Annotated in this window: 26 protein-coding genes and 1 tRNA gene; 16 read left to right on the top strand and 11 right to left on the bottom strand. The window is 68.2% G+C overall.

Features of this window, described 5'->3' with window-relative positions; translation table 11 throughout:
• Window positions 1-3: 3 nt before the first annotated feature.
• Window positions 4-627, bottom strand: a complete 624-nt coding sequence (locus tag ASD59_RS01170; RefSeq protein WP_055827077.1) for a hypothetical protein — start codon at window positions 625-627, stop codon at window positions 4-6.
• Window positions 628-997: 370 nt separating this feature from the next.
• Between ASD59_RS01170 and ASD59_RS14110 the strand changes: the two genes are divergently transcribed.
• The 4 genes from ASD59_RS14110 (at window position 998) to ASD59_RS14750 (ending at window position 2,619) form a co-directional block, all read left to right on the top strand.
• Window positions 998-1,168: a hypothetical protein gene (locus ASD59_RS14110; RefSeq protein ID WP_156376876.1), complete on the top strand. Its 171-nt coding sequence runs from the start codon at window positions 998-1,000 to the stop codon at window positions 1,166-1,168.
• Window positions 1,169-1,271: 103 nt separating this feature from the next.
• Entirely contained in the window at window positions 1,272-1,547 is a 276-nt protein-coding gene (locus ASD59_RS01175) for a hypothetical protein (protein ID WP_055827078.1), read from the top strand.
• Window positions 1,548-1,635: 88 nt separating this feature from the next.
• On the top strand, window positions 1,636-2,055 hold the full coding sequence (locus tag ASD59_RS01180) for a hypothetical protein (RefSeq protein WP_055827079.1): 420 nt from the start codon (window positions 1,636-1,638) through the stop codon (window positions 2,053-2,055).
• A gap of 264 nt (window positions 2,056-2,319) precedes the next feature.
• Entirely contained in the window at window positions 2,320-2,619 is a 300-nt protein-coding gene (locus ASD59_RS14750; protein WP_442854274.1) for an HNH endonuclease, read from the top strand.
• A 22-nt stretch (window positions 2,620-2,641) separates the two neighbouring features.
• Here ASD59_RS14750 and ASD59_RS01185 read toward each other — a convergent pair whose 3' ends face one another.
• The 4 genes from ASD59_RS01185 to ASD59_RS01200 all read right to left on the bottom strand — a co-directional run bounded on the left by ASD59_RS01185 (window position 2,642) and on the right by ASD59_RS01200 (window position 8,909).
• Complete coding sequence (locus ASD59_RS01185; protein ID WP_156376877.1) at window positions 2,642-3,709, bottom strand: hypothetical protein; 1,068 nt, start codon at window positions 3,707-3,709, stop codon at window positions 2,642-2,644.
• A gap of 140 nt (window positions 3,710-3,849) precedes the next feature.
• Window positions 3,850-6,753: a DNA polymerase I gene (gene polA, locus ASD59_RS01190; protein WP_055827083.1), complete on the bottom strand. Its 2,904-nt coding sequence runs from the start codon at window positions 6,751-6,753 to the stop codon at window positions 3,850-3,852.
• 45 nt (window positions 6,754-6,798) lie between these two features.
• On the bottom strand, window positions 6,799-7,239 hold the full coding sequence (locus ASD59_RS01195) for a hypothetical protein (RefSeq protein WP_055827086.1): 441 nt from the start codon (window positions 7,237-7,239) through the stop codon (window positions 6,799-6,801).
• Between the two features lie 11 nt (window positions 7,240-7,250).
• A complete protein-coding gene (locus ASD59_RS01200; protein ID WP_055827089.1) occupies window positions 7,251-8,909 on the bottom strand; it encodes a thiamine pyrophosphate-binding protein in 1,659 nt (552 codons plus the stop codon).
• A gap of 100 nt (window positions 8,910-9,009) precedes the next feature.
• On the opposite strand from ASD59_RS01200, the gene ASD59_RS01205 reads away from it, so the two are divergent.
• Entirely contained in the window at window positions 9,010-9,147 is a 138-nt protein-coding gene (locus ASD59_RS01205; RefSeq protein WP_055827092.1) for an entericidin A/B family lipoprotein, read from the top strand.
• Between the two features lie 87 nt (window positions 9,148-9,234).
• Here ASD59_RS01205 and truA read toward each other — a convergent pair whose 3' ends face one another.
• The 6 genes from truA to ASD59_RS01235 all read right to left on the bottom strand — a co-directional run bounded on the left by truA (window position 9,235) and on the right by ASD59_RS01235 (window position 12,316).
• On the bottom strand, window positions 9,235-9,972 hold the full coding sequence (gene truA, locus ASD59_RS01210) for a tRNA pseudouridine(38-40) synthase TruA (RefSeq protein WP_055827095.1): 738 nt from the start codon (window positions 9,970-9,972) through the stop codon (window positions 9,235-9,237).
• Window positions 9,972-10,898, bottom strand: coding sequence for a methionyl-tRNA formyltransferase (gene fmt / locus ASD59_RS01215; protein WP_055827099.1), 927 nt, complete (start codon window positions 10,896-10,898; stop codon window positions 9,972-9,974). Before fmt ends, truA begins: the two co-directional genes overlap by 1 nt.
• Window positions 10,899-10,925: 27 nt before the next feature.
• Window positions 10,926-11,153 (bottom strand): hypothetical protein, encoded by a 228-nt coding sequence (locus ASD59_RS01220; RefSeq protein ID WP_055827102.1) that lies wholly within the window; start codon window positions 11,151-11,153, stop codon window positions 10,926-10,928.
• Window positions 11,153-11,743, bottom strand: a complete 591-nt coding sequence (locus ASD59_RS01225) for a peptide deformylase (protein WP_055827105.1) — start codon at window positions 11,741-11,743, stop codon at window positions 11,153-11,155. The genes ASD59_RS01220 and ASD59_RS01225 overlap by 1 nt, the downstream gene beginning before the upstream one ends.
• Before the next feature lie 59 nt (window positions 11,744-11,802).
• Entirely contained in the window at window positions 11,803-12,150 is a 348-nt protein-coding gene (locus ASD59_RS01230; protein ID WP_156376940.1) for an acyl-CoA thioesterase, read from the bottom strand.
• A gap of 89 nt (window positions 12,151-12,239) precedes the next feature.
• Window positions 12,240-12,316 (bottom strand) — tRNA-Arg (locus ASD59_RS01235).
• A gap of 163 nt (window positions 12,317-12,479) precedes the next feature.
• Between ASD59_RS01235 and ASD59_RS01240 the strand changes: the two genes are divergently transcribed.
• The 11 genes from ASD59_RS01240 to dnaN all read left to right on the top strand — a co-directional run bounded on the left by ASD59_RS01240 (window position 12,480) and on the right by dnaN (window position 21,890).
• A complete protein-coding gene (locus ASD59_RS01240) occupies window positions 12,480-13,769 on the top strand; it encodes a hypothetical protein (RefSeq protein ID WP_055827110.1) in 1,290 nt (429 codons plus the stop codon).
• A 3-nt stretch (window positions 13,770-13,772) separates the two neighbouring features.
• Complete coding sequence (gene mutM / locus ASD59_RS01245) at window positions 13,773-14,636, top strand: bifunctional DNA-formamidopyrimidine glycosylase/DNA-(apurinic or apyrimidinic site) lyase (protein ID WP_055827113.1); 864 nt, start codon at window positions 13,773-13,775, stop codon at window positions 14,634-14,636.
• 4 nt (window positions 14,637-14,640) lie between these two features.
• A complete protein-coding gene (locus tag ASD59_RS01250) occupies window positions 14,641-15,180 on the top strand; it encodes a DUF1697 domain-containing protein (protein WP_055827116.1) in 540 nt (179 codons plus the stop codon).
• A gap of 60 nt (window positions 15,181-15,240) precedes the next feature.
• Entirely contained in the window at window positions 15,241-15,789 is a 549-nt protein-coding gene (locus ASD59_RS01255) for a DUF3828 domain-containing protein (protein ID WP_055827117.1), read from the top strand.
• 62 nt (window positions 15,790-15,851) lie between these two features.
• Window positions 15,852-16,538 carry a hypothetical protein gene (locus ASD59_RS01260; protein WP_055827120.1) on the top strand — a complete coding sequence of 229 codons (687 nt, stop codon included), beginning with the start codon at window positions 15,852-15,854 and terminating at the stop codon, window positions 16,536-16,538.
• Window positions 16,539-16,660: 122 nt separating this feature from the next.
• Window positions 16,661-17,110 carry a hypothetical protein gene (locus ASD59_RS01265; RefSeq protein ID WP_055827125.1) on the top strand — a complete coding sequence of 150 codons (450 nt, stop codon included), beginning with the start codon at window positions 16,661-16,663 and terminating at the stop codon, window positions 17,108-17,110.
• A 133-nt stretch (window positions 17,111-17,243) separates the two neighbouring features.
• Window positions 17,244-18,032, top strand: coding sequence for an enoyl-CoA hydratase-related protein (locus ASD59_RS01270; protein WP_055827128.1), 789 nt, complete (start codon window positions 17,244-17,246; stop codon window positions 18,030-18,032).
• Between the two features lie 26 nt (window positions 18,033-18,058).
• Window positions 18,059-18,244 carry a hypothetical protein gene (locus tag ASD59_RS01275; protein WP_055827130.1) on the top strand — a complete coding sequence of 62 codons (186 nt, stop codon included), beginning with the start codon at window positions 18,059-18,061 and terminating at the stop codon, window positions 18,242-18,244.
• 122 nt (window positions 18,245-18,366) lie between these two features.
• Window positions 18,367-18,636, top strand: a complete 270-nt coding sequence (rpsT, locus tag ASD59_RS01280) for a 30S ribosomal protein S20 (protein ID WP_055827132.1) — start codon at window positions 18,367-18,369, stop codon at window positions 18,634-18,636.
• Window positions 18,637-19,076: 440 nt separating this feature from the next.
• Complete coding sequence (dnaA, locus tag ASD59_RS01285) at window positions 19,077-20,537, top strand: chromosomal replication initiator protein DnaA (protein WP_082559996.1); 1,461 nt, start codon at window positions 19,077-19,079, stop codon at window positions 20,535-20,537.
• 234 nt (window positions 20,538-20,771) lie between these two features.
• A complete protein-coding gene (gene dnaN, locus ASD59_RS01290) occupies window positions 20,772-21,890 on the top strand; it encodes a DNA polymerase III subunit beta (protein WP_055827139.1) in 1,119 nt (372 codons plus the stop codon).
• Window positions 21,891-21,901: the final 11 nt, after the last annotated feature.

The following is a 21,901-nucleotide window of genomic DNA, read 5'->3' on the forward strand; positions in this document are numbered from 1 at the left end:
CCTCTACCACACCCCCCGCCCGGGCGGCGAGCGGCCCCGCGCGCGGTCGGTGGCGTCGATCCGCTGCTTCACCACGAACATCTCCTCCACCATCTTCCACCGCCGGAACAGGGTGTCGACGTCGTCATGGCGCCCGTCGTCGATGGCCCGCCCGATCGTCTCCGCCAGCGACAGGAAGGTCCTGACCGGCTTGTCCAGGTCCACATCGAACATCATCTCCGGTCGCGGCGCCGCCCTGGCAAGATGCGGCGGCGGCAGGCCCCGCGCCTTGGCCTGCTGCCAGATGGTGTTCGGCTTCACCCCGAACACCTCGGCCAGCAGGGGGGCCTTCACACCGCCCGCCCTCAGCGCCATGACCCTCAGCCAGTCCCGCTCGTCCAGACTGCCTTTCGGATGCCGGAACTCGCCCGTCCGCTCTTCATAGGCCGGCACGCGCCGCCGTCGCGGATCGTCCTCGGGCAGATCCTTGATCCGCATCTTCAGCCGCCGGGCGTTGTACCGCCAGGTGTCCATCGCCACCCCGGCCCCGGCCCTCAGCGACCGCGACGTCTCCCCCGCATGCCAGCGCCGGAACAGCGCCCGCCACGTCTTGTCGTCATACCGGGCGTTGAAATGCTTCTCTTCCATCTGGCGGAGTATGACCCCGCCCCTTCCTGCGGCGCGCAAACGCCCCGACGCGCCGCGCAAACCCCAACGCCGACAGGAATCCCGGCGCCAGCAAAAAAGTTCTGGCGCGCACGTTCCTGTCTCCTCCCTGTTCGCGCAGCGAATGGGGAGGGGGACCCCGAAGGGGTGGAGGGGTAGCAACCGCACGGACCCTCTCCCTCCCCCTCGGGGGAGGGTCGTCGGCGCCCCGCGCCGACGGGGCGGGGACGGCCGCGCACCCTCCACACAAAAAAGAACAAACCAGCAACATTCCCGTTGCGAGTCTCCTTCCGGAATGCTTTCCATCTCCCCGGGTCGGTCTTCACATCCAGCCAGTCAGAGAGAGCCAGCCATGACGCCCGAAGACCCGACCACCCGCCTCCTCGCCGTCCTCCAGGGCCTCGACCTGACCAGCGCCGACGGCCGCGCCGGCATCGGCAGCCTGCTCTCCGAGATCGAGCGCCTCGCCCCCGGCGCAGTCCTCCAACAGGCGGCCCGGATCGAGCTGCGGGCGCTGGGGTGACGGGGTCGCGCGGAGGCGAGGCGCCACACGCCGGGCGTTAGCTGGCTCCATCCCGCGCTCAGGCAGCGAGGCCCCGCGGGCCAAGCGATAGCGCCCAACAAAGATGACCCGGCGTAATCCGGACCGCTACACGGCCCAGGACTGGAAGTTCGCCGGCCCCACGGTCGGCGCGATCATCGCCAACCGCTGGCTGGTCTATACCGAGTGCGACCTGTGCGAGCTGCGCATCCGCGCCGACCTGAAACGCATCGCCCGCGAGCGCGGCTCCAGCTTCGTCCTGTGGGGCCGCGCCACGACCTGCCGCAGGATGGGCTGCCCGGGGCGGGTCACCTTCTGGGTGCGGCCGCATGGGGCGAGCGGGGATGTGGCGATGACGTGAGGGGAATGTGGCGAGCGACGGAAGGTAGCAAGTAGGTTTCACGCAACCGTCCGATGTGCTATCTGAGACGACTGCTCGGGGGAGCTATATGACCGCCAGTAATGACGTCAAAACGCAGGACCGAGGCTCGTTGGTTCTCGGGACGATTCTGTCCGTTCCGCTCTTCTTGGTCAGCTTCCTTGTCGTCGCCGTCGTCTACTACGTCGTTCACACGTTTATGGCGGGCTCCGTCACGGATGGTGTGCCTCGCTTTGTCGAGTTGACCGCCACCGTAATCTCATCCGTCTTAGGGGTGTGGGCGGGCCGATGGGTCTGCGACAAAGCCTTCAAGGCGTGGTCGGGCTGGCCGGTGTTCGTTTTGTTAGTCGTGCTTGGGCTACTGAATACCGTGGCGATTTTCCAAGGCTATCATGATGGGGTGTGGCAGGCGGTGCTCGCCACCGTGCAACTGGTCGTGGCGTGCGTTGCTGCGTGGTTCATGGCAGTCAAGAAGGTCGATATTCACTAGCGGGGCGGGCATCCCGATAGCTTTGGCGGGTTCGTCATGACCGAACAGACCTGCAAGGATTGCGGTGAGCGCCTACCGCTTACTCGCGAGTTTTTTGGCCAGTATAAAAACGTGCGCAACGGCGGCGTGACGATCGGATTTCGATCAAGTTGCCGGAAGTGCATGGCCGCCCGATCCGCTCGCCATTCCATGGCAAATCCAGAGCAGAAGGCGGAGCGCGGGCGTCGTCGCGCCGAACGAGCAGGACCCGCCCGTCCGCAGGAAATGGCGGCGCACGCTGTTCGCCTTCGCGGGCCTCTTGGCGATGCCTGCCGCTACTGTGGAGCACCCCTCGGAAAGGGCGGTGAGGTGGACCATCTCACTCCGGTGGCCCGGGGAGGAACAAGTGGGATCAGCAACCTCACGCTCGCCTGCACGCCCTGCAATCGCGCCAAGCTAGCGAAAACTCTCGATGAGTTCCTTGAATGGAGAGCCGAGCGTGGCCTCGCCGTAAGGGAAGTCGACGTTCCAGGTGAGCTTCCCGACACGCCCACGTCCGATCGTCAGCGTCGGTCTTATGACTGACAATGACACTTCCCGGTTGCGGTTAGACCGTCTTTGTCCCGTCCGAAAGAAGCTTCAGGCTAAGGCGTTGGCCTTGGTATTCGTGGATCGCTTCTCGCGCTTCAAGTAGCGCGGCCTTAAGCTTGATATTCGCAACGTCGTCGCCCTCTTCTTCTTCCTCTTCCTCTTCGTTTTCTTCAGGGGCGACAAAGTCGACACTTCCACCCTTCTCGCTGAAGGTCAGTAGTTTTTCTATAGATTTGACGAGGGCGGTATTAATTTCCCCGTCCTTACCCTTCAGTTGCTCAGCAAGCACACCTTCAATAGTGGTTACCGCAGAGTCGCGTTTGGATTTTTCTATGTCTCTGAATTCTTTTTCCATCGTCTTCGTCAGAATACCTTTTTGACGAAGGTCTTCCATGGCGGAGCGCACACCAAGTACGTCCATGGCCACGCTAGTGATGTTCTTTGAAATTCTCGCCAGAAGGGTCGTGAAAACAACAGTGCCAGCCAGAATTAGTATGATGGAGCCTGTTGCGGTGCCGACAACTTTGACATCTTCGGGCTTTTCATCGCATGCCATGGCTAGGCCGCGAATGATTTCGTACCATTCCTTCCCGGCATCTTTCCAGTCGGTGACGTTGTCGATGGACACGTCATTCTGAAAACCGATCCGGATGATTATGCGATCTTCGTCGTCTTCGATGTCGCGAACTTCGAACCCAAGGTTCTTCACTGCTTCTGCATAGGCAGTGAAAGACGCACGAGCCTTGCTAAGAGTTTGCATTGCTTCGGTGATCTTTTGAGCCGCGGTCGCTGGATCGAAGTTTGAAGTGCGAACTACATCGTTCACGAATTCCGCGCCGGCGGGGCCCATGTAGGCGTCAGCGCCCAGCGCCGTCAGCATTTTCAGTTGCTGAATAGACAGCTCATCAAACCGCTGATCGTTGAGGAAATTGATCAGCGCTTGAAGATGTTCTTCCAAGGGCCGTTTGTCGGCTTGGCTCGCGTTATGATTTAGGGGCTCAAGAAGCGCGGCGTAAAGCTTGTTCGTGTCGCGAAATTGGCCGTTGAACCAAATTGCTAGCCTATGAAGTTCGTCGATATTCATGCAAATGGCCGCCCGCGTTACCGCCCCATAAGCGGGTGATGCAACTTATCAGCTAGTCGAACTATGGCAACGGCTCAGCTTCGTCTGCCGCTGCGAGGATGGCGCTCCGATCAGAGATGGACCGCCCCGAGGCTGCCCCCTCAGTGCGCCTCGTCCCAGTTCCCCGCTGCCCGCGCCTCCACCACCAGCGGCACCGTCAGCGCCACGGCCGGTTCCGCCGCCCCCTGCATGGTCCGCTTGATCACCACGATCGCCCGCTCCGCCTCGGCTTCCGGGGCCTCGAAGACCAGTTCGTCGTGGACCTGCAGCAGCATGCGCGTCGATAGCCCGGCCTCGGCCAGCGCCCCGGGCATGCGGATCATGGCGCGGCGGATGATGTCGGCGGCGGCGCCCTGGATGGGGGCGTTGATGGCGGCGCGCTCGCCGAACTGTCGCTCGGCCCCCGACTTTGAGTGGATGGCGGGAATGTGGATGCGGCGGCCGAAGACGGTCTCGACCCGGCCCGTCTCGCGCACCTGGGCCTTCATCGCGTCCATATAGGCGCGGATGCCGGGGAAGCGCTCGAAATAGGTCTTGATGTAGGCCCCGGCCTCGCCCTGGTCGATGTTCAGCTGGTTGGCCAGGCCGAAGGCCGAGATGCCGTAGACGATGCCGAAATTGATCGCCTTGGCGCGGCGGCGCGTCTCGGGGTCCATCTGGTCGACGGGGACGCCGAACATCTCGCTGGCCGTGGCGGTGTGGATGTCGATGCCGGCGGCGAAGGCGCGTTTGAGTTCCGGGATGTCGCCGATGTGGGCCAGCAGGCGCAGCTCGATCTGGCTGTAGTCGGCGCTGATCAGGACATGGCCGGGGGCGGCGATGAAGGCCTGGCGGATCTGGCGGCCGGTCTCGGTGCGGATCGGGATGTTCTGGAGGTTGGGATCGCTGCTGGCCAGGCGGCCGGTGGTGGCGGCGGCCAGCTGGTAGCTGGTGTGGACGCGGTCGGTGGTCTTGTCGGCGGCCTCGATCAGGGCGTCGGTATAGGTGCCCTTGAGCTTGGACAGCTGGCGCCAGTCCAGCAGGACGCGCGGCAGGTCGTGGGTCAGGGCCAGTTCTTCCAGCACGCTGGCGTCGGTGCCCCACTGGCCGCTGGCGGTCTTCTTGCCGCCGGTCAGGTTCATCTCGCCGAACAGGATGTCGCCGATCTGTCTGGGCGAGCCGATGTTGAAGGGACGGCCGGCGATCTGGTGGGCCTGGGCCTCCAGCTCGGCCATGCGCATGCCGAACTCGGACGACAGGCGTTTGAGCCGGTCGGGATCGACGCGGACGCCGGCCCGCTCCATGTCGGCGAGAACGGCGGGCATGCCGCGCTCCAGCGTCTCATAGACGGTGGTCAGGTGTTCCTCGGCCAGCCGCGGCTTGAGCCGGCGCCACAGGCGCAGGGTCACGTCGGCGTCCTCGGCGGCGTAGCAGGTGGCCGGTTTCAGCTCGACATGTTTGAACGACTTCTGTGACTTGCCCGTCCCCGCCACCTGTTTGAACGGGATCGGGTCGTGGCCGAGATGCAGCCGCGCCAGCTCGTCCATGCCGTGCCCGTGCAGCCCGCCCTCGAGGACGTATGAGATCAGCATGGTGTCGTCGATCGGCGCGACGCGGACGCCCCGCTGGGCCATGACGGCCATGTCGTACTTGCCGTTCTGCATCACCTTGAGCACGGCGGGGTTCTCCAGCAGGCCCTTCAGCCTTTGCAGCGCCTCGGCCTTGTCGACCTGGGTGATGGCCTCGCGCGTCTCCGTCTGCTCGCCGAAATCCAGCCCCCCCGCGTTCGCCGCCGGCTCATGCGCATGCGTCAGCGGCACATAGCAGGCGTCGTTCGGCCCGATCGCCAGCGACACCCCGCACAGCCCCGCATGCGTCGCCGACAGCGCGTCCGTCTCGGTGTCGAACCCGACCACCCCCGCCTCCGTCGCCCGGGCGATCCAGGCGTCCAGCTCCTCCAGGGTCTGGATGCAGCGATAGGCCTCGACGTCGAAGGCCTGGGCCTCGGCCGGGCCGGTCGCGACCTGGCCGTAGCGGGGCGCAGCCACCGGGGCGGAAGGGATTTTCGGCCGGGCGACGAAGGCCGTGCCGTTGGTCGCCGGGGCCTTGCCGTCGCCGACCCGGCTGCGCAGGGAGCGGAACTCCATCCGGTCGAGGAAGGCCGCGAGCGCTTCGGGGTCGGGGTCGCGGACGATGAAGTCGTCGATCGGTTCGGGGGCGGGGGCGCTGCAGTCGAGGCGGCAGAGCTCGCGCGAGAGGCGGATCTGGTCGGCGAATTCGATCAGGGTCTCGCGCCGCTTGGGCTGTTTGATCTCGCCGGCGCGGGCCAGCAGCGTGTCGAGGTCGCCGTATTCGAGGATCAGCTGGGCCGCCGTCTTGGGGCCGATGCCGGGGGCGCCGGGGACGTTGTCGACGCTGTCGCCGATCAGGGCCTGGACCTCGACCACCTTGTCGGGGGTGACGCCGAATTTCTCGAACACGGCCTCCTCGGCGAGGCGGCGCTCCTTCATCGGGTCCCACATGACCACCGAGGGGCCGATCAGCTGCATCAGGTCCTTGTCGGAGGAGACGATCACCGCCTCGCCGCCGGCGTCGCGGGCCTTGCAGGCATAGGTGGCGATCAGGTCGTCGGCCTCGTAGCCGGGCAGTTCGACGCAGGGGACGCCGAAGGCCGCCGTGGCCTCGCGGACCAGCGGGAACTGGGGAATCAGGTCCTCGGGCGGGGCCGAGCGGTTGGCCTTGTACTGGTCGTACATGGCGTTGCGGAAGGTCTTCTCCGAATGGTCGAAGACGGCGACCAGATGGGTCGGGCCGTCGTCGCCCTTCATGTCGCGGATCAGCTTCCACAGCATGTTGCAGTAGCCCTGAACGGCGCCGACGGGCAGGCCGTCGGACTTGCGCGTCAGGGGCGGCAGGGCGTGGTAGGCGCGGAAGATGTAGGCCGAGGCGTCGATCATCCACAGCCGCACGGCGGGGCCGTCCTGGGTGAGGGGGCGGTCGGCGGAGTCGGCGGCGGTGTCGGTCATCGGCGGAACATAGGCGGGCGCGGCCCCGCCGTCACCGGCTGAGCGTCAGGAGACCCAGGTCCTGCGGCATTCGCCGACGGTCCAGCCGTTGAAGCCGGAATGAACCCGGCATTCGTAGCCCATGCCGGCGAGGGGGCCGTGCATGATGCCGGTCGCCACCAGGGCGCCGCGTCCGTCGTAGACCGGCCGGGCGAAGCTGACCCAGCGCACCCGCCGGCGTGGATCGCCGGTCGCGTTGGGATCCCAGGCTTCGAAGGCCAGACCGTAGCGGCTCCAGTCGCAGCGCGGCGCGTAATCGCCCTCGAAGCGGAGCGGCGGCGGCCGGTTGTCGGTGGTGTTGAAGCGATAGTGATCCTTCGCCACGGCGGCGATCACGGCGCAGTCCTCGCCGATAACGACCTCAGGCGGTCCCTGGGGCGGCGGCGCGGCGGGGGTGGCGCAGGCCGCCAGCAGGGCGGCGGCGGTCAGGGCGAGGGCAGGGCGCATGACGGCTCCTGTTACGAGCGCAGGCCGGTGATCGTGCGGTTGGGCGCGATATCCTCGGCCGAGGTGATCAGGTGAACGAGGGCGGGGCGGCCGGCGTTCCGCGCCGCGGCCAGGGCGGCGGGGAAGTCTTCGGTCCGCTCGCAGCGGACGCCGAAGGCGCCGAAGGCCTCGGCGTATTTGACGAAATCGGGGTTCCTCAGATCGGTGGCAATGACCCGGTCGGGGCCCGGATAGTGGCCTTCCTGGTGCATGCGGATAGTGCCGTAGGTGCCGTTGTCGACGACCACGACCACGACGTTGATGCCGTACTGGACCGCCGTGGCGATCTCCTGGCCGGTCATCAGGTAGTCGCCGTCGCCGGCGATGCAGACGACGTCGCGGTCGGGATGCACGCTCTTGGCCGCGATGGCGGCGGGATAGCCGTAGCCCATGGCGCCGGATGTCGGGGCCAGCTGGGTGCGGCAGGCGCGGTGGCGATAGAAGCGGTGCAGCCAGGCGGCGAAATTGCCCGCGCCGTTGGTGACGATGGCGGTCGGCGGCAGGCTCTCGCCGAGATGGGCCATGCATTCGCTCATGTTCACCGCCCCGGTCACGGGCACGGGCGTCGAGAAGGCCTGATAGTCGGCGTGCGCGGCGGCGGCCTCGTCATGCCAGGTCCGGCCCGGATCGATGGCCGAGAGCGCTAGGGCGGCCAGGGAATTGTCGGCGGTGGCGCTCATCAGCGGGGTCCAGACCCGGCCCAGCTCCTCCGCGCCGGGATGGATGTGAACCAGGGTCTCGGCCGTCCGGGCGCGGTCGAACAGGGTGTAGCCCTGCGTCGGATTCTCGCCCAGCCGGGCGCCGATGGCGACGACGAGGTCGGCGGCCTTCGCCCGGGCCGTCAGCTTCGGATTGCAGCCGAGGCCCAGGTCGCCGGCGTAGTTGGGCCGGTCGTTGGACAGGATGTCCTTGCGCCGGAAGGACAGGCTGACGGGGAGGCCCAGCCGTTCGGCCCAGTCGCCGATGGCGGCGGCGGCTTCCTCGCTCCAGCCCGAGCCGCCCAGCACCAGCAGCGGGCGTTCCGCCTTGGCCAGACGGGCGCGGACCTGTTCGACGAAGGCCGGATCCAGCGCCGCCTGCGCGGGCGTGACCGGCCGGATCGGCGCCGGCCCCCCGTCGGCGTGCAGGATGTCTTCGGGCAGGGCGATGACCACCGGCCCCATCCGCCCCTGAAGCGCGGTGGCGAAAGCGCGCTCGACCACCTCGACGGTGCGTTCCGGGCTCTCGATCTCGGTCGCCCATTTGGCCAGGCCGCCGAACACCTCGCGGTAGTCGACCTCCTGGAAGGCGCCGCGGCCCCGGTCGGTGAGGGCGATCTGGCCGACGAACAGGAGCATCGGCGTGGAGTCCTGGTGCGCCGTGTGCACCCCGATCGAGGCGTGGGTGGCGCCGGGCCCCCGCGTGACCATGCAGACGCCGGGCCTGCCGGTCAGTTTGCCCCAGGCCTCGGCCATGTTGGCGGCCCCCGCCTCATGCCGGCAGGCGATCACCTGGATCCTGTCCCGCACGTCCGCCAGCGCGTCCAGCACGGCCAGATAGCTCTCGCCCGGGACGCAGAAGACGCGGTCGATCCCGTTCATGACGAGGGTTTCGACAAGGCGGCGGGCGGCGGTGTTCGCGGGCTGGGTCATAGGGGGCGGGTTAGCAGATCGACCCCCGGCTTGGCCATGCAACCCCGCCGCCACGCTTGCGTTTAACGGTGAAGGTTCAACTCCCCCAAAGGAAACTCCCATGAAGAAGATCATCGCCCTGACCCTCGTCGCCGCCGCCCTGGCTGTCTCGGCCTGCAACACCGTCGCCGGCGCCGGACGCGACGTCTCGGCCGTCGGCAACGCCGTCGCCACGACGGCTGAAGACGCCAAGAACTAGGTTGTCATCCCGGACGCCGCGGCGCGGCGCTCCGGGACGCCGCAGAGCGAACGAGGGGCCCGCCGACGTCCGGCGGGCCTTTTCACATCAGTAGTCCACGCACGTCAGATACAGCCCGTCGGACGGCGCCACGGGCCCGCAGGCCGCGCGGTCGCGCGCCGCCAGCGCCGCCGCGACATCCTTGACCGCCCAGCGGCCCTGACCCACCTCGGCCAGGGTGCCAGTCATGGAGCGCACCTGCCGGTGCAGGAAGCTGCGCGCCTCGAACTGCAGATAGATCTCGTCCCCGTTGCGGAAGACGCGGGCGACGTCCAGCGTCTTCTCCGGCGATTTCGACTGGCAGTTCACATCGCGGAAGGTGGTGAAGTCATGCAGACCCACGAGGGCCTGCGCCGCTTCATGCATGGCCTCTTCGTCCATCCGCTTGCGGACGTGCCAGACCTTGCCCTTGTCCAGCGCCGGCGGACCGCGACGGTTGAGGATGCGATACAGATAGCGCCGCCCTGTCGCCGAGAAACGGGCGTGGAATTCGTCGTCCACCGCGGCGCAGTCCAGCACCGACACCGCCTCGCCGACCAGATGGGCGTTCAGGGCGTTCATCACCGTCCGCTCGGGCCAGGCCTTGTCGAGGTCGAAGCTGATCACCTGACCGGTGGCGTGAACCCCGGTGTCCGTCCGCCCCGCGGCGGCGATGCGCACGGTCTGACCGCTGAAGGCGGTGATGGCCGTCTCGACGGCGCCCTGCACCGTCGGCTGGTCGGGCTGGGCCTGAAAGCCGTTATAGTCCGAGCCGTCGTATTCCAGGGTCAGCCGGTAGCGGGCCATCAGACCAGCCGCGTTCCGGCGGGCAGGGGGAAGCCGCGCAGCATTTCATCCGGCGTCTGGACCGCCTTGCCGGCGCGCTGCACCCGCAACAGCCGAACCGCGCCATCGCCCGTGGCGATGCGCAGCTCGCCGTCCAGCACCTCGCCCGGCGCGCCTGATCCGCGCAGCGACAGACGCGACATCAGGGCCTTGATCCGCACCGGACCCTCCGGGCCCGGCGCCTCGAACCATGCGCCGGGGAAGGGCGACAGGCCCCGGATATGGGCGTCGACCTCGGTCGCCGGGCGGGTCCAGTCGATGCGCGCCTCGGCCGGTGTGATCTTTTTCGCATAGGTCGGTTCTCCGGCCTGTCCGGTCCCCTCCACCCCGCCGCGCTCGATCGCGGCCAGGGCGCGCGGCCACAGGCTGGCCCCCGTGTGCGACATGCGCTCCGACAGGGTCGCCGCGGTGTCGTCAGGCCGGATATCCATCACCTCCGAAAGCAGGATCGGCCCCTCGTCCAGACCCTCGGACATGCGCATGATCTGCACCCCGGTCTGGCGGTCGCCGGCCATGATGGCGCGCTGTATCGGGGCGGCCCCGCGCCAGCGCGGCAGCAAGGAGCCGTGCAGGTTGAAACATCCCAGACGCGGCGCGTCCAGCACCTCACGCTTGAGGATCTGGCCGTAGGCGACCACGCAGGCCGCGTCGACATCCAGGCTCCGGAAGGTGGCGATGGCTTCGGGGGATTTCATCGACTCCGGCGTGAACACCGGCAGGCCCATGGTTTCGGCGAAGGCGTGGACCGGCGACGGCGTCAGCTTCTGGCCCCGGCCCTTCGGTCGGGGCGGCTGGGAATAGACGGCCACGATCTCATGGCCCGAGGCGATGAGCTCGGCCAGCGACGGCACGGCGAAATCGGGGGTACCCATGAAGGCGAGGCGCATGGGAGGGCCTTTAGAGGTTGGCGCCGCTTACTGCCAGCGGGTCGAGACGCCGCCGCCCTCATCCCATTCGCCGCCCGCGTCCAGCGCGTCGTCGAAATCGAGCAGCCGGTCCAGGATGACCCCGGCGATGACGCCCAGGGCGGCGACGCCGATCAGGGTCGCGACGCTGGCGACGCCGACCTTCTCGTTGCGGGTCAGGCGGCGGCGGCCGGCCGGGTCGATGATGCGGTCGCGTGCGCGCTTGAGACGGGCCATCAGGCGGCCAGCCTTGCGTTCTTCTTCACCCTGGCCACGGCGCGGTCGCGCTTCAGCCGCGACAGGTGGTCGATGAACAGCACGCCCTCGAGGTGGTCCATCTCGTGCTGGATACAGACCGCATAAAGCCCTGCGGCCTCTTCCTCGACGGTATGACCGTCGTAGTTCAGGTATTTCAGGCGCACGCGCGCGGGGCGTTCGACCGAGTCGAAATACTCGGGCACCGACAGGCAGCCTTCCTCATAGGTGAACATCTCGTCGGAGGCCCAGACGATCTCGGGATTGACGAGGAAGCGCGGGTTGCGGCGTTCGGCGTCCCACTTCGCGCGGTCCTCATCGCTCATTTCGGCGGGGTCGAGGTCGTCGGCGGCGCCCCCCCTGTCGCCCAGGTCCATGACGATGACGCGGCGCGTGTCGCCGATCTGGACGGCGGCCAAGCCGATGCCGGGCGCGTCGTACATCGTCTCCAGCATGTCGTCCATCAGACGGCGCAGGTCGTCGGTCACCGGCCCTTCGACGGGGGTGGAGACCTGCTTCAGCACGGCCAGGTCGGCGGCGTTGTCGATGGTGAGGATGCGGCGAATGGACATGCCCGCGAGATAGGCGGAGCGGGCCGAAAGATCAAGATTTCCCAGTGTCGCGCTGGGTTTTATGCCGACAGATGCGGCAGGGGCCGCGGCTTGCGGTCCTGATCGATGGCCACATAGGTGAAGACGCCCTCGGTCACGCGCACCGAGGCGGCCGAGCCCTTGTCGCGGGGCCGTTTCCAGCATTCGACATGGACGCGGACAGAGGTCCGGCCGACCTTGATCACCTGGGCGTACAGCGACACCTCGTCGCCCACCGAGACGGGCTGGTGGAAGACCATGCCGTCCAGGGCGATGGTCACGCAGCGGCCCTGGGCCAGTTCGAAAGCCGGCGTCGCGCCCGCCAGATCCATGTGCGCCAGCAGCCAGCCGCCGAAGATGTCGCCCTCGGGATTGGTGTCCGCCGGCATGGCGATGACCCGCCCGACGGGCTGGCCGGTCGGCTGGGTCGGCAGGGCGTCGGTCACGGGGAGCTCCGGGCCGGAGGGCAGGAGAAGAATGGCGCACCCGAGAGGATTCGAACCTCTGACCCCTGCCTTCGGAGGGCAGTACTCTATCCAGCTGAGCTACGGGTGCGTCGGCGGCGAAAGCGCCGGACGAAGGGCCTTACAGCAGGACCGCGCCGCCCTCAATCCCGAATGCGCGCCCCTCGAACCAAAGCCGCCCGGGACGATTTACACGGTTCCGGCCCGGCGCATCGTGATCTAGCGTGCGCCCGCTTCGCCGATGGAGGTCCCCGATGCGCGCCTTTCTGCTTGGACTGCTGATGCTGGTGGGCGCCTGCGCCACCGCGCCGACGCCGGCGCCCGATCCGTCCGGGGACAATCTGGACGCCATCGCCCGCGACTATGTCGCCCTGATCCTCGAGATCGGCGAACGCGAGCCCGGCTATGTCGACGCCTATTACGGCCCCGCCGAATGGCAGGAGGCCGCGAAGGCGAACCCGCGCACCGTCCCGCAGCTGATCCAGGGCGCCGCATCCCTGACCGAACGGCTGAACGCTGTCGCGACCCGCGGGGTCGAGCCCGTCGTCGCCCAGCGCCGTAAATATCTGCTGGCCCACGTCTCCGCCGCCTCGGCGCGACTGCGCATGCTGTCGGGCGAGAAGATGGGCTTCGCTGACGAGGCCGAGGCCCTGTTCGGCATCCGCCCCGACCTCCTGCCGCTGTCGACCTATGACCCCATCCTGGCCGAGATCGACGCCCTGATCCCGGGTCCCGGCTCGCTGACCGACCGGGTCACGGCCTTCAAGGCCCACTATGTCATTCCGAAGGATCGGCTGCAGCCGGTGATGGAGGCCGCCATCGCCGAGTGCCGCCGCCGCACCGTCCGGCACATCGACCTGCCGGCCAATGAGCGGTTCACCCTCAGCTTCGTCGGCGACAAGCCGTGGTCGGGGTACAACTACTACCTCGGCGACGCGGCCAGCCGGATCGAGATCAACGCCGACTTCCCCATCTATACCGAGCGGGCGATCGACCTCGGCTGCCACGAGGGCTACCCCGGCCACCACGTCTACAACGCCCTGCTGGAAAAGACCTTCGTGCGCGACCGCAACTGGGTCGAGATGAGCGTCTATCCGCTGTTCAGCCCCATGTCCTTCGTGGCCGAGGGCAGCGCCAACTACGGCATCGACCTGGCCTTCCCCGGCGACGAGGCCACCGCGTTCGAGCGCGACGTCCTGTTTCCTCTCGCCGGTCTCGACCCGTCGATGGCGGAGAAGAAGGCGCAACTCGGCGCGCTGCAGCGCCGTCTGGCGCGGGCTGAATACACCATCGCCGACGATTATCTGGCCGGGCGGGTCGGACGCGACGAGACCATCGCCCGGCTGTCGAAATACAGCCTCGCCGACCCGGCCAAGGCCGCCCAGCGCCTGCGTTTCATCGACACCTACCGCAGCTACGTCATCAACTACGGCCTCGGTCGCGACGTGGTCCAGGCCTGGGTCGAACGGCAGGGGCCGAACCGCTGGGACGGCATGGAGACCCTGCTGGCCAGCCAGATTCTGCCCGCGGACCTGCTGCCGTAGTCCATGCCCGAACTCCCCGAGGTCGAAACCGTCCGCCGCGGCCTCGAGCCGGTCCTGACCGGGGCGCGGCTGACGCGCGTGCGCCAGAACCGGCCCGACCTGCGCTTCCCCTTCCCCGACCGGTTCGTCGACCGGCTGGAGGGGGCGACGGTCGAACGCATCGACCGCCGGGCCAAATATCTGCTGATGCCGCTGTCGACCGGCGAGACCTGGGTCACCCACCTCGGCATGACCGGCCGCTTCACCCTCGACGGCGAACAGCTGGGCGAGTTCGAGGAGCCGGCCCCCATCGCCGGCAAGCACGAGCACGTCAGCCTGTGCGCGGTGAAGGGCGGAGCGACCACCCGCCTCGGCTTCGCCGACGCCCGCCGCTTCGGCTTCATGGGCCTGATCCCGACCGGCGAGGTCGAGGCCCATCCTTGGTTCGCCGGTCTTGGCCCCGAGCCGCTGGGCAACGGCTTCTCGGGCGCCCGGCTGGCCGAGGCCTTCACGGGCAAGAAGCAGACCATCAAGGTCAGCCTGCTGGACCAGCGCATCGTCGCCGGACTGGGCAACATCTATGTCTGCGAGGCCCTGTACCGCGCCCGCATCTCGCCCCTGACCCCGGCCGGCAAGGTGTCGAAACCGCGCCTCGAAACCCTGACCGCGGTGGTCCGCGATGTCCTCAACGACGCCATCGCCGCCGGCGGTTCGACGCTGAAGGATTTCGCCAACGCCGACGGCGGACAGGGCTATTTCCAGCACCGCTTCGACGTCTACGGCCGCGAAGGAAAGCCCTGCCCCGGAGACGGCTGCTCCGGCGTGGTCAAACGCATCGTCCAGGGTGGACGTTCGACCTTCTTCTGCCCGTCCTGCCAGAAGCGGTGACGCCATGACCCACCGCATCATCCTGTTCCGGGGCATGAACACCGGCGGCGTCCGCGCGCCGGCCGGCGAGCAGCGGGCGATGGCCGAGGCCATGGGGCTGAAGAATCCGCGCACGCTTCAGGCCAGCGGCAATCTGGTCGTCGAAAGCGGCAAGGCGGCCGCCGCCCTTGAGGCCGATATCGAAGCCGCCATGGACAGGACCTTCGGCCTCAAGGTCGCCGCCATGGTCCGCACCCCGGAACAGTGGGCCAGGCTGATCGCCGCCAACCCCTTCCCCGCCGAAGCGAGGGCTCATCCGGCCAGGGTGCAGGCGATGGTCATGAAGGACGGGATCAGGGACGGCGCGCTGGAGGCCTGCCGGGCCCTGGCGGAGGACGGCGAGGCGGTCCAGGCCGTCGACGGCGTTCTCTATTTCTGGTTCCCCAAGGGACAGGGCGAGTCCGCGATCTTCAGGAAGGGGACGCCCCGCATGCTGGGCATGGGCACGGGCCGCAACTGGAACACGGTGCTCAAGCTGGCGGATATGGTAGAGCTGAAGGCCTGAACGCCGGCCACGGTCGAAAGGCGCACCGCGGCCCGGATCAATGACCCGGACAGGAAGCCCATGCGCAAGATCTTGATGCCTGCAGTCGCCGCCCTGGCGCTGGCCGCCTGTTCTCCCGCTCCGGAGCCGTCGGGGGCGCCCGGAGCGTCCGCTACGGCGGCCCCGGCCCCCGCGACGCCCGAGGCCTTCGTGCGGTCCCTCTACGGGGAGGGCGACATGCCGGGCGGCCCCGCCGAACGCATTGAGGAGCGCACGATCTGGTCCGCGCGCACCCGGGCCCTGCTCGCCGAGAGCGACCGGCTGACGCACGAGGGCGACGTCGGCTTCTTCGAGGCCCACCCGATCTGCGACTGTCAGGACGGCACGCCGGTGCTGCAGTCGGTCACCGCAACCTCGACCGGGCCGGACAGCGCGGACGTGGCCGTCGTCCAGGGGTTCGCCGAACCGGGCAATGCGGTCCACCGCAAGACCTACAACCTCGTCCTCGAGGACGGCCAGTGGCGCATCGACGACCAGCACTATGAATCGATGGGCCAGTTCCCGTATGAGCCGATGGTCCGGCGCCTCACCGTCTGGATCAGCGAGGCGAAGGCGGACCCCGCGACCTGACGGACGGAACCGCGAGGCCGTGCAGCGGTTGTGGCCCCAAGTCATTGCCTTGGAGGGACACCATGACCGACGCCTATATCTCCGACCCCATTCGCCACCCGCTTCACACCCTGATCTCGTGGCCGGCCGTCATCGCCGGCGCCATCGTGGCCGTCGCCGTGGGCGCGATGCTGAACCTGCTCGGCGTGGCCCTCGGAGCCTCGGCCTTCAATCCCTATGATTTCGACGGCGGCGACTCGTCCGGCTTCACTGCCGCGGCCGGCATGTGGATGGCCTTCGCCAACGCCATCGCCCTGTTCGTCGGCGGCGCGGTCGCGTCGCGCGCGGCCAAATACGCCGATCACCACAAGGGCGCCCTGCACGGCCTCGCCGTCTGGGCCCTTGCCTTCCTGCTGGCCATCACCATCGCCAGCGCGGCCGGCGCCGGCGGGGCCGCGGCCCTGGTCGGCGGCGACGCCCGGGACGGCGAGATCGGCGACACGGTGGTGACGGACGTTACCCCCGGCAGCCGCGTGATCGAGGGCGAGCTGGTCGCCCCGGCTCCGCTGCCGGCCCCGGTCGCCGCCGAGGAAGTCGCCGACACCACCGCCATGCTGGCCCTGTGGGGCTTCCTGACCATGCTGATCGGCGCCATCGCCGCGATCTTCGGCGGCCTCTACGGCGGCCGGAACCATCGCTGGATCGACCGGGCCGTGGACGGCCGCCACGACGACGTTCGCCGCGACGAGTCGCCCCGCAGCGTCCTCTAGTCGCCGAAACGGGGCGGTCTTGGCGGCCGCCCCGACTTCTGCAGGCGTGAGCCGGCGACGGCCAGGCCCGCCGACATCGGACTGAAGCGGACAGGGCCGGACTGAAGGGGTAAGGACCGCGCATGACCCATCGCCGGACCCACCTCTGGATCAGTCTCGTCGTCGGCCTCGCCGTCTGGGGCGCCTATTTCGCGCACTTCCTGCAGCAGATGCGTCGCGGAGAGACGGGTGGCCTGGCCCTGTGGTTCCTCGGCGCCCTGGCGGTGATCGTTCTCGCCGAGACCGTGGCGACCAGCCTGATCGCCTGGCTGTTCCGCCGCCGCGCCCGCCCTCTCGACGAGGGTCCCACGCTGCAGGCGGCGCTCAAGGCCAGCCATGTCGCCCTGATGCTGCTGATCCTCCTGGCCCTGACCGCCGCCGCCGTCCTCGCCCTCGCCTCCCTGTTCGGCTGGACGCTGAATCTCTCGGGCCCGCGCGGCCAGGTCGTCGCCGCCAACGCCCTTCTGGCCATGGTGGTTGTCGCCGAACTGCTGCGCGCGGCCCTGACGCTGGCGCTGATCCCGCGCCGCTAGAGTGGCGAGTGGCCAGTGGCCCGTGTTCAGCGGGTCGCCGGCAGGCTCTGGCGGCGCCCAAATCTCCGCCAAATCTGGACGCACCGCTCACGAGCCACTAGCCACTAGCCACCAGCCACTTCGGGAGCGCCCCATGTCCGACAGCTATTCCACCCTGCTCATCGAACGCCACGCCGACGGCTATGCGGTGGTGACCCTGAACCGCCCCGAGGCGCTGAACGCGCTGAACTCGGCCCTCTTCAGGGACCTGTCGGACTTCCTCGACGCGGTGGAGCATGACGACACGGTGCGCTGCCTGATCCTGACCGGCTCGGGCGACAAGGCCTTCGCCGCCGGCGCCGACATCAAGGAGATGTCGGACCAGTCCTATGCCGACATGTACAAGGCCAATTTCTTCGCCCTCGGCCACGACCGCATCACCCGCTTCCGCAAGCCGGTCATCGCCGCGGTCAACGGCTTCGCCCTCGGCGGCGGCTGCGAACTGGCCATGCTGTGCGACTTCATCGTGGCGTCGGAGAAAGCCAAATTCGGCCAGCCCGAGATCAACCTCGGCGTCGCCCCCGGCATCGGCGGCTCCCAGCGCCTGACCCGTCTTGTCGGCAAGTCCAAGGCCATGGACATGGTCCTGACCGCCCGGATGATGGACGCCGCCGAGGCCGAGCGCGCGGGCCTCGCCAGCCGCGTCGTCCCGCACGAGACCTTGCTGGACGAGGCGCGCAAGATCGCCGCGAAGATCGCCTCGCAGAGCCCCCTGGCCGTCATGGCCAACAAGGAGATGGTCAACGCCGCCCTCGAGACCACCCTGACCCAGGGCGTTCAGTTCGAACGCCGCCTGTTCCACTCCCTGTTCGCCTTCGAGGACCAGAAGGAAGGGATGGCGGCCTTCGTGGAGAAGCGGAAGCCGAACTTCACGGGGCGCTGAGCGTTGGGCTGACAGGGAGATCTGTCATGCTCAAGCTTCTCGGCGTCATTCTCGTTCTGGCCATCGGCTTCGGCGGCGGCTGGACCCTGCGCAGTTACCGCAACGCCGACGCCTGCCGTGAGGCAGGCGGGAGCATCGACACCAATCGCGGGATCTGCACAGGCGTGGGCGAGTCGACAGGCGCGCCGCCGCTGACGGCTCCGCCGGCGTGACCGAAACGTCCGGCCAGACTCGCGTTGACCCCCCAACCCCTTTCCGCTATAGCCGCGCGCTCTTCGAGATTTCCCCGCCGTGGACCGTGCTCCGCGGCGTTTCCGTTCGTAAGGTTTGACTGATGGCCAACAATGCCGGCGCCAAGAAAGCGATCCGCAAGATCGCTGCCCGCACCGAAGTGAACAAGGCGCGCCGTACGCGTGTCCGCACCTTCCTGCGCAAGTTCCAGGAAGCCGTCACGGGCGGCGACGCCGGCGCGGCCAAGACGGCCTTCGTCGAGGCTCAGTCCGAGCTGATGCGCGCCGTCTCCAAGGGCGTGGTTCACAAGAACACGGGCTCGCGCAAGGTCGGACGCCTGGCCGCCCAGCTGAAGAAAATGTCGGCTGCCTGACACAGCGGGTTACGGACGGCCTTTCATCGGCCTGTCATAGTTAATACCAACGATTTCAACGGCGAGGGAGCAGACGCTTCCTCGCCGTTTGCACGCGTGCGGCTAACCTCCCTGGCTGGAATTGGCGCTCTCGTCTGTGGCGAAATACGGTTTTTCGTTGACTGTGTTTGGCTTTAGCGGAGTCAACAATTTTAAGTGCAAATCGAGTCGCGAATCAGCGTTGACGCCCCCCTCGCCGGGCGTAAGTTTGGGGCGCTGACGCACTTCCATCCCCACACGGATGAAGACGGCGCGGAACTGGTTTTCGTGTCGGCGTGAGACGTCTGTTCGAGAGTTCGACCCCACCTGCGCGGCGCCATCGCCACGCGGGACAGGAGAAGTCGTCCCCGTTTCAGGCGCGCTCGAAGGACGTCAGCGGTGATGGCTTGAGTGGGTGGCTGATGGTTACGGGGAGCGCGGGCATGGCGGGGATGACGGATCCGGATCGCATCTGGACCGAGGCGGCGGGCCGTCTTCGCTCGGAAATCGGCGAGGGGCCGTTCAGCTCCTATATCGCGCCGTCGGCCGTCCGCGCCGACGGTTCGGGCCAGCTGATCCTGGTCACCCCGACCGCCTATGCCCGCGACTGGGTGCGCAAGAACGCCCTGCGCCGCATGAATGAGCTGTGGCTGGGCCTCGACGGCCTGTCCCGCCGTCTCGACGTGCGCTGCCGCGCCGAGATGGGCTCGACCCCCTCGGCGTCCCAGGTCGCCGCCGGTCGCGCCGAGGGCGCCAACGTCATCCCGCTGGCCCAGCCCCGCCCCATGGCCATGCCCATGGCCACCGTGCCGCCGGTCGCCGACGGCGCCCGCGCCGTGCGCGCCGCCGGCCTGCAGGAGCGGCTGACCTTCGACAGCTTCGTGGAAGGCCAGGGCAACGCCTTCGCCCTGGCCATCGCCCGCCAGGCCGCGGCCTGGGCCGACGGCCATTTCAACCCGATCTTCTTCTGCGGCCCCTATGGCTACGGCAAGACCCACCTGCTCAACGCCATCGCCTGGGAGGCCCAGCGGCTTCGACCGGATGCGAAGGTCGTCTATCTGACCGCCGAACGCTTCCTGTCGACCTTCGTGCGCGCCATGCAGGATCGCTCGACCGCGGCCTTCAAGGACAGCCTGCGCAGCGCCGACATGCTGCTGATCGACGACGTCCAGTTCGTCGGCGGCAAGACCTCGACCCAGGAGGAGCTGCTGTCGACGCTGACCGCCCTGATCGAGGACGGAAAGAAGATCGTCATTTCGGCCGACCGTCCGCCCATGGCCCTGACCGAGGTCGAGCCGCGCCTGCGCAGCCACCTGGCTTCGGGCCTGACCTGCCCGGTCGAGCCCGCCGACCGCGCCCTGAAACTGGCCGTGGCCCGCAACCGCATGCAGACCCTGGCGGCGCTCGGCGTCGTCTCGGGCGAGGCCCAGGCCGAGGTGCTGGAGCATCTGGTCGACCGCACGCCCGGCTCGATGCGCGAGCTGGAGGGCGCCGTGAACACCCTGGCCGCCGTCGCCGGCGCCCGCCTGTCCTCGCTCAGCATCGACGAGACCCAGGCCCTGCTCGGTTCGGCCCTGCGCGGCGGGCCCGAGCGCCGCATCACCGTCGACGAGATCCAGAAGACCGTCGCCGATCACTTCAGCCTCAAACAGGCCGACCTGCTCAGCGAGCGCCGCACCCGCGCGGTCGCGCGTCCGCGCCAGATCGCCATGTGGCTGTGCAAGCAGCACACGACCCGCTCCTATCCCGACATCGGCCGCCGCTTCGGCGGACGCGACCACACCACGGTCCTGCACGGCGTGCGCAAGATCGAGGAGCTGATGGGGCTCGACGACCAGATCGCCCGGGACGTCGAGACGCTGACGCGCAAGCTGCGGGGCTGACGCCGCACGGCTCTCCCCCCCCCGAAGTGGGAGGTGGTCGCGCAGCGACCGGGTGGGGAATTCCAGACGTACCCCACCCTGTCGCCGCTTCGCGCCGACATCCCTCCCCATGAAGGGGAGGGAGAAGTCTGTGGACCGCGTTCCAGACCGTTGCCCCGCCCGGCCAATCCGCTAGTGTCGGTGGCCCTATCTCTTTGCGGCGGCTTGTGAGTCGTCGACGGCGGGCGAGACGACATGCAACTGACCATCGAACGATCCGCGCTCCTCAAGGCCCTCGGGCACGTGCAGAGCGTCGTCGAGCGCAGGAACACCATCCCCATCCTGTCCAACGTCCTGCTCAGCGCCGGACGCGACAAGCTGGCCTTCGCCGCCACCGATCTGGACATGGAGATGGTCGACGAGGCCGAGGCCCAGGTGAATGTCGAGGGCCAGATCACCGCCCCGGCCCACACCCTGTACGAGATCGTGCGCAAGCTGCCCGACGGCGCCGAGGTCTCCCTGTCCTACAACGGCGACGACCCCCGCCTGGTGGTCCAGGCCGGCCGTTCGAAATTCAACCTGCCGGTCCTGCCGGCGGGCGATTTCCCGGTCATGTCGACCGACACCTCGGGCACGCGCTTCACCCTGCCCAAGGAAGACCTGGCCCGGCTGATCGACAAGACCCGCTTCGCCGTCTCGACGGAAGAGACCCGCTACTATCTGAACGGCCTCTACCTCCACACCGTGGCCGAGGCCGGCATCCCGCTGCTGCGCGCCGTCGCCACCGACGGCCACCGCCTGGCCCTGGCCGAGACGCCCGCGCCCGAAGGCGCCGCCGGCGGCCCCGGCGTCATCGTCCCGCGCAAGACCATCGACCAGGTCCGCCGCCTGCTCGACGACGGCTCCGGCCCGGTCGAGGTCATGGTCAGCCCGCAGAAGATCCGCTTCGAATTCGGCCAGGCCAGCCTGACCTCCAAGGTCATCGACGGCGCCTTCCCCGACTACATGCGCGTCATTCCCAAGGGGAACGACAAACAGGCCGACATCGACAACGCCCTGTTCGCCCAGGCTGTCGACCGCGTCGCCACCATCTCCGCTGAAAAGAGCCGGTCGGTGAAACTGGCCTTCGACCTCGACCGCGTCACCCTGACGGTGCGCAACATGGAGGCCGGGCAGGGGGTGGAAGAGGTCGAGATCGGCTATTCCGAAGAGCCCTTCGAGATCGGCTTCAACGCCCGCTATCTGCTCGACGTCGCCGGCCAGATCACCGGCGAGACCGCCCACTTCAAATTCGCCGACCCGGCCTCGCCCACGCTCGTCCTCGATCCGGGCGATCCGGGCGTGCAGTATGTGCTGATGCCGCTGCGGGTGTGACGCTACGGGAT

The organism is Brevundimonas sp. Root608 (genome assembly GCF_001427825.1).
Lineage (GTDB): Bacteria > Pseudomonadota > Alphaproteobacteria > Caulobacterales > Caulobacteraceae > Brevundimonas.

Excerpts from the sequence above, each read along its gene's own strand:
- ASD59_RS01170 (WP_055827077.1), bottom strand. The coding sequence starts at position 627 with ATGGAAGAGAAGCATTTCAACGCCCGGTATGACGACAAGACGTGGCGG.
- ASD59_RS14110 (WP_156376876.1), top strand. The coding sequence starts at position 998 with ATGACGCCCGAAGACCCGACCACCCGCCTCCTCGCCGTCCTCCAGGGC.
- ASD59_RS01175 (WP_055827078.1), top strand. The coding sequence starts at position 1,272 with ATGACCCGGCGTAATCCGGACCGCTACACGGCCCAGGACTGGAAGTTC.
- ASD59_RS01180 (WP_055827079.1), top strand. The coding sequence starts at position 1,636 with ATGACCGCCAGTAATGACGTCAAAACGCAGGACCGAGGCTCGTTGGTT.
- ASD59_RS14750 (WP_442854274.1), top strand. The coding sequence starts at position 2,320 with ATGGCGGCGCACGCTGTTCGCCTTCGCGGGCCTCTTGGCGATGCCTGC.
- ASD59_RS01185 (WP_156376877.1), bottom strand. The coding sequence starts at position 3,709 with ATGAATATCGACGAACTTCATAGGCTAGCAATTTGGTTCAACGGCCAA.
- polA (WP_055827083.1), bottom strand. The coding sequence starts at position 6,753 with ATGACCGACACCGCCGCCGACTCCGCCGACCGCCCCCTCACCCAGGAC.
- ASD59_RS01195 (WP_055827086.1), bottom strand. The coding sequence starts at position 7,239 with ATGCGCCCTGCCCTCGCCCTGACCGCCGCCGCCCTGCTGGCGGCCTGC.
- ASD59_RS01200 (WP_055827089.1), bottom strand. The coding sequence starts at position 8,909 with ATGACCCAGCCCGCGAACACCGCCGCCCGCCGCCTTGTCGAAACCCTC.
- ASD59_RS01205 (WP_055827092.1), top strand. The coding sequence starts at position 9,010 with ATGAAGAAGATCATCGCCCTGACCCTCGTCGCCGCCGCCCTGGCTGTC.
- truA (WP_055827095.1), bottom strand. The coding sequence starts at position 9,972 with ATGGCCCGCTACCGGCTGACCCTGGAATACGACGGCTCGGACTATAAC.
- fmt (WP_055827099.1), bottom strand. The coding sequence starts at position 10,898 with ATGCGCCTCGCCTTCATGGGTACCCCCGATTTCGCCGTGCCGTCGCTG.
- ASD59_RS01220 (WP_055827102.1), bottom strand. The coding sequence starts at position 11,153 with ATGGCCCGTCTCAAGCGCGCACGCGACCGCATCATCGACCCGGCCGGC.
- ASD59_RS01225 (WP_055827105.1), bottom strand. The coding sequence starts at position 11,743 with ATGTCCATTCGCCGCATCCTCACCATCGACAACGCCGCCGACCTGGCC.
- ASD59_RS01230 (WP_156376940.1), bottom strand. The coding sequence starts at position 12,150 with ATGCCGGCGGACACCAATCCCGAGGGCGACATCTTCGGCGGCTGGCTG.
- ASD59_RS01240 (WP_055827110.1), top strand. The coding sequence starts at position 12,480 with ATGCGCGCCTTTCTGCTTGGACTGCTGATGCTGGTGGGCGCCTGCGCC.
- mutM (WP_055827113.1), top strand. The coding sequence starts at position 13,773 with ATGCCCGAACTCCCCGAGGTCGAAACCGTCCGCCGCGGCCTCGAGCCG.
- ASD59_RS01250 (WP_055827116.1), top strand. The coding sequence starts at position 14,641 with ATGACCCACCGCATCATCCTGTTCCGGGGCATGAACACCGGCGGCGTC.
- ASD59_RS01255 (WP_055827117.1), top strand. The coding sequence starts at position 15,241 with ATGCGCAAGATCTTGATGCCTGCAGTCGCCGCCCTGGCGCTGGCCGCC.
- ASD59_RS01260 (WP_055827120.1), top strand. The coding sequence starts at position 15,852 with ATGACCGACGCCTATATCTCCGACCCCATTCGCCACCCGCTTCACACC.
- ASD59_RS01265 (WP_055827125.1), top strand. The coding sequence starts at position 16,661 with ATGACCCATCGCCGGACCCACCTCTGGATCAGTCTCGTCGTCGGCCTC.
- ASD59_RS01270 (WP_055827128.1), top strand. The coding sequence starts at position 17,244 with ATGTCCGACAGCTATTCCACCCTGCTCATCGAACGCCACGCCGACGGC.
- ASD59_RS01275 (WP_055827130.1), top strand. The coding sequence starts at position 18,059 with ATGCTCAAGCTTCTCGGCGTCATTCTCGTTCTGGCCATCGGCTTCGGC.
- rpsT (WP_055827132.1), top strand. The coding sequence starts at position 18,367 with ATGGCCAACAATGCCGGCGCCAAGAAAGCGATCCGCAAGATCGCTGCC.
- dnaA (WP_082559996.1), top strand. The coding sequence starts at position 19,077 with ATGGTTACGGGGAGCGCGGGCATGGCGGGGATGACGGATCCGGATCGC.
- dnaN (WP_055827139.1), top strand. The coding sequence starts at position 20,772 with ATGCAACTGACCATCGAACGATCCGCGCTCCTCAAGGCCCTCGGGCAC.